Origin of the sequence: Ectothiorhodospira sp. BSL-9 (assembly GCF_001632845.1) — a bacterium.
Classification (GTDB): Bacteria; Pseudomonadota; Gammaproteobacteria; order Ectothiorhodospirales; family Ectothiorhodospiraceae; genus Ectothiorhodospira.
In genome coordinates, this window is record NZ_CP011994.1 from 270363 (window position 1) to 283959 (window position 13597).

General features: G+C 64.9%; 15 protein-coding genes and 1 pseudogene. 1 reads left to right on the forward strand and 15 read right to left on the reverse strand.

The window, feature by feature from the left end; genetic code table 11:
• Positions 1-88: 88 nt before the first annotated feature.
• Positions 89-1254: pseudogene (locus ECTOBSL9_RS01355) on the reverse strand (aldo/keto reductase).
• Between the two features lie 80 nt (positions 1255-1334).
• Between ECTOBSL9_RS01355 and ECTOBSL9_RS01360 the strand changes: the two are divergent.
• The gene (locus ECTOBSL9_RS01360; RefSeq protein ID WP_063463544.1) at positions 1335-1652 is read left to right on the forward strand and encodes a hypothetical protein; all 318 of its coding nucleotides are present in this window, start codon (positions 1335-1337) and stop codon (positions 1650-1652) included.
• A gap of 3 nt (positions 1653-1655) precedes the next feature.
• On the opposite strand, the gene ECTOBSL9_RS01365 is transcribed toward ECTOBSL9_RS01360, so the two are convergent.
• The 14 genes from ECTOBSL9_RS01365 to ECTOBSL9_RS01430 all read right to left on the reverse strand — a co-directional run bounded on the left by ECTOBSL9_RS01365 (position 1656) and on the right by ECTOBSL9_RS01430 (position 13571).
• Positions 1656-2072 carry a hypothetical protein gene (locus ECTOBSL9_RS01365; protein ID WP_063463545.1) on the reverse strand — a complete coding sequence of 139 codons (417 nt, stop codon included), beginning with the start codon at positions 2070-2072 and terminating at the stop codon, positions 1656-1658.
• 6 nt (positions 2073-2078) lie between these two features.
• Positions 2079-2447, reverse strand: coding sequence for a hypothetical protein (locus ECTOBSL9_RS01370; RefSeq protein ID WP_063463546.1), 369 nt, complete (start codon positions 2445-2447; stop codon positions 2079-2081).
• Positions 2448-2469: 22 nt separating this feature from the next.
• The gene (locus ECTOBSL9_RS01375) at positions 2470-3621 is read right to left on the reverse strand and encodes a radical SAM protein (protein ID WP_063463547.1); all 1152 of its coding nucleotides are present in this window, start codon (positions 3619-3621) and stop codon (positions 2470-2472) included.
• Between the two features lie 61 nt (positions 3622-3682).
• Positions 3683-4756: an NAD(P)/FAD-dependent oxidoreductase gene (locus ECTOBSL9_RS01380; RefSeq protein ID WP_063463548.1), complete on the reverse strand. Its 1074-nt coding sequence runs from the start codon at positions 4754-4756 to the stop codon at positions 3683-3685.
• Positions 4743-5855, reverse strand: a complete 1113-nt coding sequence (locus ECTOBSL9_RS01385) for a lipoate--protein ligase family protein (protein WP_063465935.1) — start codon at positions 5853-5855, stop codon at positions 4743-4745. Before ECTOBSL9_RS01385 ends, ECTOBSL9_RS01380 begins: the two co-directional genes overlap by 14 nt.
• 20 nt (positions 5856-5875) lie before the next feature.
• Positions 5876-7057, reverse strand: coding sequence for a radical SAM protein (locus tag ECTOBSL9_RS01390; protein WP_063463549.1), 1182 nt, complete (start codon positions 7055-7057; stop codon positions 5876-5878).
• 176 nt (positions 7058-7233) lie between these two features.
• Positions 7234-7671: a glycine cleavage system protein GcvH gene (gene gcvH, locus ECTOBSL9_RS01395; protein WP_063463550.1), complete on the reverse strand. Its 438-nt coding sequence runs from the start codon at positions 7669-7671 to the stop codon at positions 7234-7236.
• 105 nt (positions 7672-7776) lie between these two features.
• Entirely contained in the window at positions 7777-8124 is a 348-nt protein-coding gene (locus tag ECTOBSL9_RS01400) for a DsrE family protein (RefSeq protein ID WP_063465936.1), read from the reverse strand.
• A 65-nt stretch (positions 8125-8189) separates the two neighbouring features.
• Positions 8190-8630 (reverse strand): glycine cleavage system protein H, encoded by a 441-nt coding sequence (locus ECTOBSL9_RS01405; RefSeq protein WP_063463551.1) that lies wholly within the window; start codon positions 8628-8630, stop codon positions 8190-8192.
• A 5-nt stretch (positions 8631-8635) separates the two neighbouring features.
• Entirely contained in the window at positions 8636-9547 is a 912-nt protein-coding gene (locus ECTOBSL9_RS01410; RefSeq protein WP_063463552.1) for a CoB--CoM heterodisulfide reductase iron-sulfur subunit B family protein, read from the reverse strand.
• Positions 9540-10256, reverse strand: coding sequence for a 4Fe-4S dicluster domain-containing protein (locus ECTOBSL9_RS01415; protein WP_063463553.1), 717 nt, complete (start codon positions 10254-10256; stop codon positions 9540-9542). The genes ECTOBSL9_RS01410 and ECTOBSL9_RS01415 overlap by 8 nt, the downstream gene beginning before the upstream one ends.
• A gap of 44 nt (positions 10257-10300) precedes the next feature.
• Complete coding sequence (locus ECTOBSL9_RS01420) at positions 10301-11101, reverse strand: hypothetical protein (RefSeq protein WP_063463554.1); 801 nt, start codon at positions 11099-11101, stop codon at positions 10301-10303.
• 7 nt (positions 11102-11108) lie between these two features.
• Positions 11109-12158, reverse strand: coding sequence for a CoB--CoM heterodisulfide reductase iron-sulfur subunit A family protein (locus ECTOBSL9_RS01425; protein WP_063463555.1), 1050 nt, complete (start codon positions 12156-12158; stop codon positions 11109-11111).
• Between the two features lie 6 nt (positions 12159-12164).
• Positions 12165-13571, reverse strand: a complete 1407-nt coding sequence (locus tag ECTOBSL9_RS01430) for a heterodisulfide reductase-related iron-sulfur binding cluster (protein WP_063463556.1) — start codon at positions 13569-13571, stop codon at positions 12165-12167.
• Between the last annotated feature and the right edge of the window lie 26 nt (positions 13572-13597).

Here is a 13597-nt window from a genome sequence, read left to right on the forward strand (position 1 = left end):
TGTCGGCGCATTACCCACGATTAGCGACCCTGGTTGCACCATATAAGGGCCTGTGGAGTTAATCGCCTCCAAGTCCAGCCACCACCACCTACTCCCCCACCCTCTCAAACATCCCCAAATACCCCCCCTCGCCATCACCCCCAACTCCGCCACCGCCAACACATCCTCCAGATGCTCCGGCGTGCTGATGCCTGTCAGGCTCGTCCCCACCCCGGGCGTCGATCGATTGAATTGCAGTGCCCTTTGGGCAGGATTAGGCAGATCCACCAAAGCACGCGCAACCGTGTCCACGGACTGCGCCGCCAGATGCCCCTTGAGCAGGGAGTGCGACGCCATCACATAGAGCTGAAGCTGATGCGCGGCCTGGATGGGTGAGGCCACGTTGCCCTGGCCGGTGGCGGTGTTGAAGCGGGTGAAGCCTTCCAGCATCACCTGGTTGAAGGGCATCATCACGAGCTTGAAGTGGTGTCGGGCCTGGGGGTTGCCGGTGACGGTGTGGGCGGCGCGTTCGGCCAGGCCTACGAGCGAGGTGAGGGAGAGGAACAGGGGGGCGTCGGTCTCCACGCGGAAGCTCTCGAAGCTGGTGATGCCGTAGCGTTGGATGCGGCCTTCCTGTACGGCGCGCTCCAGCATTTCGAATACGGGCTCCAGCCGCTGCAGGGTGGCCTCCTTGCCGCGCTCGGGGATGTGGACCTCGGGCTGGTCCACCAGGAAGGCGTCCAGGGTGTCCACGCCCATGAGGTGGCGGGAGAGTTCCAGTTGGTAGTTCAGGTACTCGGGGGTGAGCAGGTGGGCGCCCTTGGCCAGTTGCTCGCGAGTGCCCAACCCCTGGGCGGTGATCTCGTCCTGGAACCATTGGGCCATGTCGGCGGGCGGGCCACCCCGCAGGGTGAGAAAGCCCCCCTTGGAGACCAGGAACATGGCCTCCCGTGGGATGCCGGCCTCCAGGGCGGTGCGCACCCCGGCCCCTACCGCCGCCAGGGAGCGGCCGTAGCGATAGTGGGCGCCGGTGTCGATCACGTTGATGCCATGGGTCAGGGCCCGGGCCACCACGGCGCTGATGCGGGCGTCCACCGCCGGGCTGGGCTCGCCGCCAAAGCTGCCCACGCCCAGGCTGGATAGCTGCAGGTGTTCGCGGGGGAAGTCGCTGTAATGGCCCTCGGCCACACGGCCGGCTGCCTGGTGGGCCTCGGCGTAGGCCTGGGTGGCGGCGCGGGTGGCGGCACCGGGGATGAGATGGTTTTTTTCGGTCACGAGGTTCCCGGGCTATGGACTGTGCATGGACGCTTGGTTATATAATCATAACCTTAAACAAGACAACACCGGGGAACCCGATGGCACTGGTCAAGCTCGTCAAGCTCAACAACCTGCAGTACAACCCCAATCGCGACCCGGAGTTTTATCGCCGCCCGGTGGGCAAGGAGTTTCGCCTGCAGGCCGTATTGAATGGCAGTGGCCGCGCCAAGGCCCGGTTTGTGGCCGAGGGCAAGACCCTCTGCGAGACGGAGATCCCGATGCCCGGCACCTTTGACTGCCGCTTCCATTACGACACCGCCGGCACCCGGGTGGGCACCCTCAGCGTGGAGGGCAACGGCGAAACCTTCAGTCAGGACATCCGCATCGATACCACGGAACACGCCTGGGTGGGCTGAGGCTCAGCGCCCCCAGCCGTAGAGTTCGAAGAACCGGGGCAGCATCTCCAGGAGTTCTGCCTCGGTGAAGAACCGGTCCGCCCGGGCCAGGCGCATCTCTCCCTGCAGGTCCGCATCCCCGCCCAGGCAGAAGACCGGCAGATTGATCTGATACTCCATGCGCAGGGTCTCGATGACGTCCAGGGGATCAAACGCCCCCGGGTCATCCAGGTCCAGCAGCATGAAGCGGTGCAGCAGGATCTCGTTCCAGGGGCCGATGGCGTCCAGGTCCGTCACCGTCACCCGCGTCCAGCCATCCGGGATGAGTGGGTCCAGCGCCTGAAGAAACCCCTCCCGTGTGGTCATGACGATGAAACGACGCTCCATACGGGACTCGATGGTGGGGGCCTGCCCCGTGTCGGAGGGGTCTTGGGATGCCATGGCGCCTCAGGAGAAGTAGCGGAAGTAGAAATCGGACCGGGACAGGTCGTCGTAGAGCTTGGCCCGCTCCTCCACCCCCAGCTTGAGGATCTGGATCAGGGCCTGCGCCTGCTGAGCGTCCACGATGTGCATCTGGCCCACCAGGTCCTCATCGGGGCTCAGGCAATGGGCCACCAGCTCGTCCGGGTGCTCCACGTAGATCAGGAAGGACTTGCAGGTCTCGTCTTCCGGGTCCAGGGGCTGCATGAGCACCTTGCCCAGCCAGGCCAGTCGGGCCACCTGGTTGAACTGGTGGATGTCGAACTTCTTGCCCTGCCGGTAGCGATTGAGCTGGTTGCGCAGGTCGCTGACATTGGTGATGTCGATCTTCTTCATCGGGCCTCCCCGGGCCGGACCTTCAGTCCGAGTCGTGATCGAAGGTGCCCACGGACTCCCCGGCCATCTGCCGGCGCACCACGGCCACGTCCCGCTCATTGAGGGCGAACGGGAATGACATGATGTCCGTGGGGCTGGAGTCGCCATAGGGGCGGGTGCAGGCCGAGACGGTGTCCTGGTCCGAGCGCCCCGGGCAGCCGGAGGTCCTGAAGGGCGTGCCTTCATTGATCAGGGCCTCCAGCTCCGCCGGTTCCAGGCCGTATTCCACCACCTCGCCAGCGGCGTTGAAGCGCATGTCCTCCACCCGGCCATCCAGGTAGTCGATGATGTAACGGGCCAGCTGCACCCGCCGCCATTGGGCACGGGGCACCGGGGACCAGGCCTCCATCAGCGACCCCTGCTCGGGGAAGAAGGCGAACAGGTGGTTGTGCCCACCCATGTCGCGCACCCGCTGACACACTTCCAGCATCTCCTGTTCCGTCTCGCCCATGCCGCAGATCAGGTGTACGCCAAAGCGCTTGGGACCATAGATCTCGGCGGCCCATTCCAGGGTTTCCCAGTACTTGTCCCAGCGGTGCGGGCTGTCCACTGTGGCGCCCCGGGTGTGCTCGAAGATCTCTGGCGTGGCCGCATCCAGGGCCACGGTGAAGATCTGGGCTCCGGCCTCCTTGAGCTGCACCAGATCGTCCCGGGACATGGAGGTGGGGTTGGAGAGGATCGAGGCCGGGATGTGGGGCACCGCCTCCACCCAGCGCTTGAGCAGGGTCAGGGTGTCGGCGTCGGAATCCGGGTGGGTGATCATGGAGATGCACATGCGCTCGAAACGGCCCCGATCCGCACCGTCACGCACCCGCTGGATCACATCCTCGTAACGGGCCGTGGGCCAGTCCACGCGGATGAAGTTGCGGTCGGCGTAGTCCTGGGACTCTTCCCGGTGACGGGCCAGGCCGCAATAGCTGCAGTTGGCCCGGCAGCCCTCGGGATAGGTGACCAGCAGGTTCAGGCAATGGGTGCAGTCGGTGCGGTGCATCCAGCCCCGCACCAGCCCCAGGGTGATGGCCGCGGCCGTGGACATCTGCACGTATTCGGGCGAGCGCATGTCCGGGGTCTTGATGTAGGGATCGGGCCGATAGAAGTTCACCGTCTCGGCGGCGATGCTCTCCGGGGTGCTCATGGTTGTCTCCTCCTCTGGTGCGGTGCCATGCCCGCACGCGTGTCTCACGGATCCGTGTCGCTCAGGGGCTGACCGGGTCGTTGAAGTATTCGTCAAAGGCAATCCAGCCGCGCCGGTGGACGGCATCCTCATGGGCCTGGGGCTGATGCCAGATGGAAGCCAGTTCCCGGCGCCGGGTCACGGCCCGGTCCAGGCTGGGGCCGTAGCGGTCCCGCAGGTCTTCCTGATAATCCTCCAGGGCATCCTCATCCCCCCGCAGCCAGGCCACGATGGCCTCCCCCGCCAGCTCGCCGGAGGCCACCGCCGGGGCGATGCCGCCGCCGGTGATGGGGTGGGTGAGGCCCGCCGCATCACCGGCAAACACCACCGCCCCCTCGAACACCCGGGGACGCAAGCCGCCCACGGGGATGGCCCCGCCGGTGCGGCGCAGGATCTCCTGACCCACCCAGCCGGCCTCCACCAGGTCCCGGTGCAGGGTGTCCAGTGGGGTCTTGAGGTCGGGGGCCAGGGTCTTGTCCATCCCCAGGCCCAGGTTGGCGTGGGTCTCACGGGGGAACAGCCAGGCGTAGCCGCCCGGGTAGTCGGGGGAAAGCCAGATGACGGTGTCGTCCCGGGCCTTTTTCAGGGGCACGGTGTACTGACGGGTGTGCACGGTCTCAAGGGCGGGCCAGCCAAGCTGGGCCGCCACGGGGGAATGGGGGCCATCGGCCGCCACCAGGGCGCGGAAGGCCACGGTCTGCTCCTGGCCCTCATGTCGCACCCGGGCCGTGCGGCCCTGCGGGTCCACGTGCAGCAGTGTGGCGTCGGTCCAGAGGGTGGCGCCGTGTTCCCGGGCCCGGGCGGCAATGGCCTGATCGAAGGCGGCCCGGTTGATCATGATGCCGGGGAAATCCGATTCCCGGCAGGTGCCGGAGGGCAGCAGCGTGGTCATGCGATCGATGGGCTGGGAGAACACGCCGGGGGCCTGGGCGTAGCTGCCCATGGGCAGGGGGATGAATTCGGCGCATTGCACGGGTTCGCCAATCACCGCCCGCCGGTCGATCCCCAGCACCGACAGGCGCTGACGGGCGGCCACCCGGGCGGCGCTGCCGCCGGCGGGGCCCAGGCCCACCACCAGGACATCAACCGACTGCATGGCTGGGGTCGTCACTGGCGCCCCGTGAGGCATCGTCCGAATCCAGGGCCAGGCGCAGCACGCGGATGAAATCATCCCGGGTGAGCATGAGCATCTCCACCGGGTAGTCGTCGAAGAAGTCGTGCAGGGTGCGTTCCAGGTCTGCCACGGCGATGCCGCGCAGGGCGGCCTCCAGGTCCACCAGCATGCGTCGGGGGTTGGTGAAGAAGTCGCCGGTGATCCATACCTGGCCAATGCGTCCCCTTTCCCGATCCAGGGTCACGCCGGCCCGCATGAGGCCTCCGGGGGCTCGGTGCACCGCCTCCAGCAGCGGCGAATCCACCGCCGGGCGGTTGCGCTGGTAGATCCATTCGTCGCTGTCGATCTCCTTGAGAACCTGCTCGAAACGGGCCTGTTCCACGGCATCCATGGCTTCGGCCGGCGCCAGGGTCACGTTGAAGGTCTCGGCAAAGGCCTCGGCCAGGGACTGCTGGATGGTTTCCAGCGGCGGCACTTCGCCCAGGAGTTCACGCAGGTTGGCCACCCGGTCCCGGGCCGAGGCGATGGCCTTGTGGGAGAGCTTTTCGGCGGGGATGCGCAGCACCCGCAGCATGCGCTCCACGTCGAAATCGATCAGCAGGGTGCCCTGGTACATGATGGAATCCCCATCAAAGGCCCCGCCGGTGCCGGATACCTTGCGGCCATCCACTTCGATGTCGTTGCGGGGGCGGAACTGGGCATCCACCCCCAGGCGGCTGATGCCCCGGGCCGCCGCGCGGCAGATGCGCCCGGCGATCTTTTCCATGTTCGCCGAGCCCACGAAGCGCTTGTCCACGTAGAGCTCCCAGCCGATCTGGGTGGGATCGAAGTAGATGGCGCCGCCGCCGGTGATGCGGCGCTGGATGTCGATGCCCTCGGCGCGGCAGACCTCGGTGAGCAGTTCCTGATCCACGTTCTGGTGAAAGCCCACCAGGGCCGAGGGTTCGAATCGCAAAAAGCGCAGGGTATGGGGGGAATGCCCTTCCTGGTGGCACTCCAGCAGGGAGCGGTTCAGGGCCAGGTTCTCGGCGGCCCGACGCAGGCCCGTATCCAGAACCCGCAGGGTATGTTCATCACGCATCATCACTCTCCAACCAGCATTCAGGCCCCGGGGGCCACGTTTTCCATGACCACGGGGATGCCTCCCGGCCCCATGCCCGGTGCGCCCCGTTGCCGCCGGCGCGCCCGCTCATCGGCGACGATGGCTTCCAGGTCGATCTCCAGGGCCTCCCGCCCGCCGTCCAGGGCCATGACCTCTTCACCCACCGCCATGGAACAGCAGGAGGGTATCACGCGCACCTGCCGCCCCAGCCGGGCCGCCAGTTCCACCACGCCATCGGCGGGATGGGCCAGGCCATCAATGCCGGCCATCACCGCGTAGGCATCCATCTCGCCCTTCACCTGACCCGCCGGCCGGGCACAGCCCAGCAGCAGGGGCAGGTCCGGCAGGGCCTGGCGCGCATCGCGGAAGAAATGCCCCACATCCACGGCCTGGGGCGTGGCAAAGGGTTTGCTGTCAGGGGCATAGAAGGGCATGACCACCACCAGCACCACCGCGTCGGGCCGGTGCCGCTGGATCATGTTCAGGGCCTCCCATTCTCCCAGGAAGCGGCCGTAGTGCAGGCCCATGACGATGTGGGGCACCACCTTCATGCGGGTGTTCACCAGGGCCTCCAGGGTGGCCTCGAAATCCGCCACCGAGCGCTTGAGGTGATAGACCTGGGTGATGGTTTCCTGGGCGCCGATCACGTCCATCATGGCGGCGTCGATGCCGGCCTGCTCCATGCAGCGGGCGGCATCATCGTCCACCAGGGCGGTGTGCAGGGCGATGCGAAACCCGGGGAAGCTGTCCTTGATGCGACGGATGGTGTCGTAGAAGGGGCCGTATTCCACCTCGTTACGGTGGTTGGAGCCGCCGGTGAGCAGCATGCCCTCCCCGCCCTGCTCGACGATGCCGTTCACCACCCGCCATAGCGTTTCGGGATCGCGTGCGGGGATCATGGGCTCCAGCAGTTTGGCCTTGCAGTGATCACAGCGCAGCTTGCAGTCGGGCCCGGTGATGGACACCGCCGGCCAGGCGTTCTTGCCGCAACTGCTGATCTCGGAGGTCTGGTAGCTCTTGAAGGTAGGGGTGTAGAGATCCACGGGATGGCCGTGGTTGCGGAAACGGGGCTCGTTGTCCGCCTCCAGGGTGCTGACCAGCGCCGCATCCAGCGGGATGTCCTCGAGGGGTTCCACGTGGCGCACGAGGTCTTCCCAGTGACTTGGGGATGGATCACTCATGGCAAGGGGCTCATGGGGCTCATGGGGCTCATGGGGCTCATGGGGTTCCTTTGCTGGTCCTTGTGTCGGGGATTGCGGGCGCCCGGACATATCAGGCGTCATCCCCTTGCCGGGATGACCCGCCGGGGCCGCACATCGGGGCGGACCGATCAGCCCGCCCCGGGGCTTGAGGGCCTTCAGCAGCCCTTGAAGCCGTCTGCCTCCATCTTGGCCTTGATGGCTTCGATGGCATCGTTGCCGGTCTTGAGTGCGGCGGAGTCGCCGTCCCAGTTATCGGGCGTGATCTTCACCAGCCAGCCCTCGCCATACGGGTCCTCATTGATCAGGCCGGGGTTGGCAGACACCGCATCATTGATGGCGGCCACCTCGCCGCTGATGGGGGACTTGGCAGGCCCCACCCACTTGCCGGACTCCACCGTGGCGCAGGACTTGTCCTTCTTCACGGCCTTGCCCACCTTCTTGGGGGTGTAGGACACCACCTGCCCGGCCAGGGAACCGGCATACGAGGTCAGGCCGATGGTGGCGGTGCCATCGGACTCCTGGCGGACCCAGACGTTGTTCTCGATGCTGTAGAGCAGGTCCTCCGGTAGGTCACAACCTTTGACTTCGCTCATGCTTTCCTCCTGATGTTTATAAGGTTATTGATGTTTGCTTGATCAGTATCCGGGTCACCGGGACGGCATATGGTGATCTGGATCAAGGCGCGTGGCACACCCGCCTCAGAAGGAGAGGACCTTGTCCCCCCGCAGCATGAGATCCCCCAGGTCGCTGGCCCGGGCCACGTGGTCCACCTCGTCGATCAGATCGGTGGCCGGGTCCAGGCCATAGCCCGGCAGCGCCGGGTCGCACACATGCAGTGTCACCCCGGCGCGCTTGGCATCGCGGATGAAATCGATCAGGAACTTGCCTCCTTCCATGGCCTGCAGGCCCTCGGCCACGCCCTTTTCCATGAGCCTGACCCCTTCCATGGTGAAGAACAGGTGTACATCCGCATCCATGGTGGCCAGCACCGACCCCAGATAGAAGGGGGTGGCACAGCGGGAGGGGGTGCTGGGGCCGCTGGTCATCACCAGCACCACCGTCTGTTCGTCTCCGTCCAGATAATCCGGCTGCTTGTTCACGGTGCGCCCCGTCAGTCCCGATGACAGTGGATGTCATCGCGCCGAGCCCGCTCGCAATAGCCCTGGTGGGCTGCGTCCCCGGTGAGGTAGTCCTTCAGCACGCTGGCGCCGCCGCCCTCCACTTCCACCCGCGCCACCCAGGCCCCGTAAGGGTCCTGGTTGAGCAGGTCGGGCTGATCCATCACGGCCTCATTGGCCTCGATGATGGTGCAGTCCATGAAATTGGGGATGGGACCGGCCCATTTGCCGCTCTCGATGGTGGCCACCGGTTTACCCGGTGGCCGCCGTGTTCCGGGGCGACGCACGCGTACATGGAGGATATGACCGGCAATGGCCTGGGAGAGGTCGGTCATGCCCACGGTGAGGGTGTCGTCCTCTTCCAGACGCAGCCAGATCTGGTACTCCGCGTCGTAATACAGCTCCGGTTTGAATTCGCAGCCGTTGCAGTCCATGCGGGTCAGAATACCCCCCGATCCTTGAGGAAACCAATGGAGTCGCTCACGTTTTCGTGAATGCCCAGCTTGCGCGGCGACAGCCCCATGGCCAGCCCCAGCAGCTGGGTGAAGTACAGGATCTTCACGTTGGTCTTGATGCCGAATTCGGTCTCGGCACGCACCTGGTGCATCTCCAGCCCCGAGTGGCAGGTGGGGCACTCGGTGGCGATCACCTCAGCGCCACAGTCTTCCGCCGCCTGCAGCAGGTTGAGCACCAGCTGGGTGGAGGTGTCGGAGTCCGACAGGGTGTGGGCGCCGCCGCAGCAGGCGGTCTTCAGGGGGAAGTCCATATTCACACCGCCGGCGGCCTCCAGCAGGTCGTCCATGAAGTGCGGCTTGTAGCTGGACTCGGAGCCCGGGCCCTGATCCTTTTCCGGGAAGATCTGCCGGGGCCGGGTGTACATGCAGCCATAGTAGTTGGCGATCTTGATGCCGTTGAGGCTCTTGGTGAACTTCTGCTTGATGCCCTCGGGGCCCAGTTCCTCCATCAGCCATTCCAGCAGGTGCAGGGTACGCACGTCGCCGGTGTAGACGGGGTCATCGGACTTGCGGGCCAGGTCCTGAATCGTCTGCATCACCTCTTCGGAGGTGGCGGTTTCAAACTCGGCCTTCTTGAGGTTGTGATAGCAGCCGTTGCAGGGGGCCATGACCGTATCCAGGCCCATCTGCTCGGTGGCGATGGCCAGGTTGCGGGCCGAGAGGTAGGTCTGCAGCATGGGGTGGACGTTCTTCACCTCCATGGCGCCGCAGCAGTTGTAGTCCCGCAGGTTTTCCATCTCCAGGCCCAGGGAGTTCACCAGCACCCGGGTGGACTTGTCATAGGGGCCGCCGGAGCCTTCCAGCGCGCAACCGGGATAGTATGCAACCTTAGCCATGGGCGGCCTCCTTCTGTTCGCGGACGTATTGCTGGAGCACCTCACCGGTGCGGCCCCAGGATTTGGTGCGGGGCTTCATGAGCACGTTGCGGCCGAACTTGAGCCCCAGGCTCACCGGCAGATGCCGGGCCAGGCGCAGGCCGAACACCCGCAGCCAGTTCTGGAACATGGACTGGCCGGTCTTCTTGTAAAAACCCATGAGGACGTGGCTGTCCTCGATGCGACCGCGCGCGTAGATCTGCTCGGTGAATTCCTCGTCGAAGATGGTGGAGGGTGTCTTGTCGGTGATGCCCTCCTCTTCCATCCAGTGGGCCAGGGCCTTCATGACGCCCTCGGGCCGCACGTCCTTGGGACAGATGTTCGTGCACTTGTTGCAGGACACGCACTGCCAGACGATGTCCTTGTCCTTGATGATCTCTTCCTTGAGCCCCAGGCGTACCGCATAGATCCAGTAGCGGGGATTGAACTGCACGTTCTGGGCATACATGGTGCAGGAGTTGGTACATGAGCCGCATTGCCAGCAGCGATGCACGTTCTCGCCACCGGGGATGGCCTGGATCTTCGCCTCGAAATCATCATCGTAATCGGTGAGGGTTCGCGGCGTGATCATCGTGTTCCAGTGCCCGGACACGTCCACCCCGTCCACCACCAGTTCGTCGTGGTGGAGCAGGCGCTCGGGCTCGATGAGGGACTTCTCGTGTATCGCCATGCTGTTCTCCGAAACTCGCTTTTACCGGGTTCGACACATGCCGGCTAATGCCATGTCTGCGACGCGGCGGCGTGACGCTCGCCGCGTCGGGCATCGATACCCAACAGTTTGACCACCAGCTCCATCGGGTCCTGCTTGGCACCAAATTCGCCCTGCAGGATTCCCAGGCCGCCGGAAATGGACCGCACATAATCCGAATAGGCCCGCGCCAGGATGAGATCCGTCACGAACGGCAGATCCCGGTAGAACCCACTGGCGGTGAGGTGCTCCACAAACCAGCTGCGCACCCCTTCCAGGTGTTCGGGGCTGGCCTCCAGGGGCAGCACGTTCATGCCCTCGTTGCCGGCCACGAACTCACGCACCGCGCCGCTCATGGTCTGCGTATCCCACACCCAGCGGGTCATCAGCGGGACGGCATCCGGGTAACGGAAATGCAGCAGTTCCGCCGCCAGATCCCAGGCCGCCCCCGATTCCTTGCGGGTTTGAGTGGGGATGCGCTCGCAAAAGGCGCGCATCCGGCTCAGCAGATCCCCCCGCCCATACACCAGCCCCAGGATGGCCTCCGAAAAGGCCTCCGGGGACAGGTTCTGCATGGGGCCGGTGAGCTTGCGGCGGGCCGGGAAGACGCATTCCAGCAACACCCCGGAGATATCCGCCCGCAACGCCGCGGGGCGCTGATCCGGCAAGGCGGCGGTGAAGACCTGGTGCTTGCTGCGCAGCGCATCCAGATAGGTTTCCACCCCTCCGCGATCCTTCATGTCCTCCAGCAGTTGCTCCAGTTTGCTGGCGGCAATACGCGGTTCCAGGCGGATCTTCAGCGGGGCAGGCCGGATGTGCTTGTCCATGACCGCGTCAACCCGCCTTGCGGACCAGGGCCGTCAGGTCCATCACGGCACGGCCGCCGGCCGCCGCCCCCTGAGCGATGGAGTCGTCGATGGTCTCGGGGCCATAGGCGGCGCCGCAGGAATACACCCCGGGCCGGGAGGTGCCGCAGGTGTTGGTGTATTGCTCACCCTTTTGCAGGAAACCATGTTTCTCCAGCTCCACCCCGAAGACCTTGGAGATCTCCGGGTTGTCCTGGTTGGGATCCATGCCGATGGCGTGCACCACCATGTCGAAGGGAATGACGATGGGCCGCTTGACCAGGGTGTCCTCCCCCTTCACCAGCAGGCGCCCATCCCCCGAGGCGGTCACCTCGGCAATACGAGCCTTGACGAACTTGGTCTTGAACTCCTCCTGGGACTTCCAGTAGAAGCGGTCCTCGTAGAGCCCGAAGGTACGGATGTCCATGTAGTAGATGAACACGTCGGTCTCGGGGGACATTTCCTTGATCTCGATGGCCAGGTTGGCCGAGACGGTACAGCAGATCTTGGAACACCACTCGCGCCCGATCTGCCGATCCCGGGAACCCACGCACAGCAGGATGGCCACCCGTTCGGGTACGCGCCCATCGGAGGGACAGGCGATCTTGCCGGACGCCACCATCTGCTCCATCTGGGTGCTGGTGAGCACGTCCGGGAAGGTGCCAAAGCCCCACTCGGGCTTGTTCACGGAGTCGAAGTGGGTGAAGCCGGTGGCCAGGACCACGGCCCCGGCCTTCACCTGCTTGTTGTTGCTCAGCTTGGCGGTGAAGTTGCCAGGCTCGCCATCCAGCTGGGTGACACGGGTCCCCTTATGGATGGTGATGGCCTTGTCGTCCTCCACCCGCTTGACCATGCGACCAATGGCGTCCTTGGCCCACTCGCCGGAGGGCACCAGCTTGGCGTAGCCGGAGAGGATGGGGGCACCGCCCAGCACATCCTCCTTTTCCACCATCACGACCTTGTAACCGGCGCCGGCCACCTGTGCGGCAGCCGACAGGCCGGACGGACCCGACCCGACGATCAGTACTGTATCCTGCATGATGCCTTACCCCCCGTAAGCCAGTTCGGGTTTGTAGAGATATTCGATGTTCCCCTGCTCCACCTCCTTGAGGTAGGCATGGAAGTTCTTCTTGGCCTCGGACCAGGAGATACCCATCTTTTCCACCAGGTCCTCGCAGGGCGAGGCATGCCACTGCAGCTGCACGATCTTGAGCGGATCGGCGCCGCAGGCCAGGGCGGCAAACTGCACCTCGGCCATGATGGGGATCTGGAAGTCCTGCTCGTGGGCCTTGCCGATCCACTGGTTCTTGTCCATGGTGGTCACGCAGCCGGTATCGTTGGCCAGCATGACATCGGCATTGGCCTCTTCCCGGGCCACGCGGATCTTGCGGTTCATGGTGAATGAACGGGTGAACTCCCGCTCCGAGATGATGTGCCGGAAGCCAAAGCCACAGCAGTCGTACCAGGTGGAGTAGTCGATCACCTGGGCACCCAGGGCCTGGGCCATGGAGGTGATGATGGCGGTGCGGTTACCCCCCAGGACCTCGGGATCGTAGACCGCATCCTCGTGGATCATCTTGTAGTAGTGGCAGGCCACGTGGGCAGTGGTGCGAATGTGGGACACGTCGATCTTCTGCAACTCCGAGGCGATGCGGTTGCGCATCACGTGTACCCACTCGGAGTAGTGGATGATCTCCTCGGGGATGACGAGCTTGCCATCCACCAGACGACCCAGCTTGTCCAGGATCTTGGTGACCTTCTCGCGCAGCTCCGGTGACTCGACCAGGTACTTGCGGATCTCCTTGTAGTTGCCAAAGGAGGTGCCGCAGTGCACCAGCGGGTAGAAATGCCCCGGCTCGTGGCCGTGTGCCTGGCCCGACACATAAGCCTGGTGGAAATTGCGCAGGAACACCGCTGCCAGGGATTCCACGTTGCCAATGCCCGAACCATGGTAGTTCCAGGCCGTGCAGGAGGTCTGGTCGGTCTCGTCCAGGTAGTCCTTGCCCGGCACGAAGCCGAACTCGTTCATGAACCACAATAGCGAGGTGGGGTAGCCGGGAATGTTGCCGCACTGACCACAGGACTTGTGGTGCCACAACTGCTTGGTGGGGATCTTCTTGTCCCAGCCGAAGAGGGTCTTGACCGTCTTGGGCTCGTGCTGGTCTTCAATACGGTGGATCAGGATCTTGCCTTCCTTCTCCAGCTCGTACATGTGCTCACGCACATCATCCATGCGATCGCCCAGGTCGATGGTGCGCCGATCCACGTGCTTGCGCACCCAGTCGGTGGCAGTGACGGCCTCCTCGCGGGAGAGCTGGGTCTGCTGGAAGAAGGAACCGTGACCGGCCACGCCCTGGCCGTCGGTATTGTGGAAACCGGGTTTCATGGCACCGGCTCCGGTGCCTTCGGCGGTGGCGTTGTGCCCACCGGGGGTCTGGTCTTTAGCTGTCATGGGTGTGCCACTCCTCTACGCTCGGC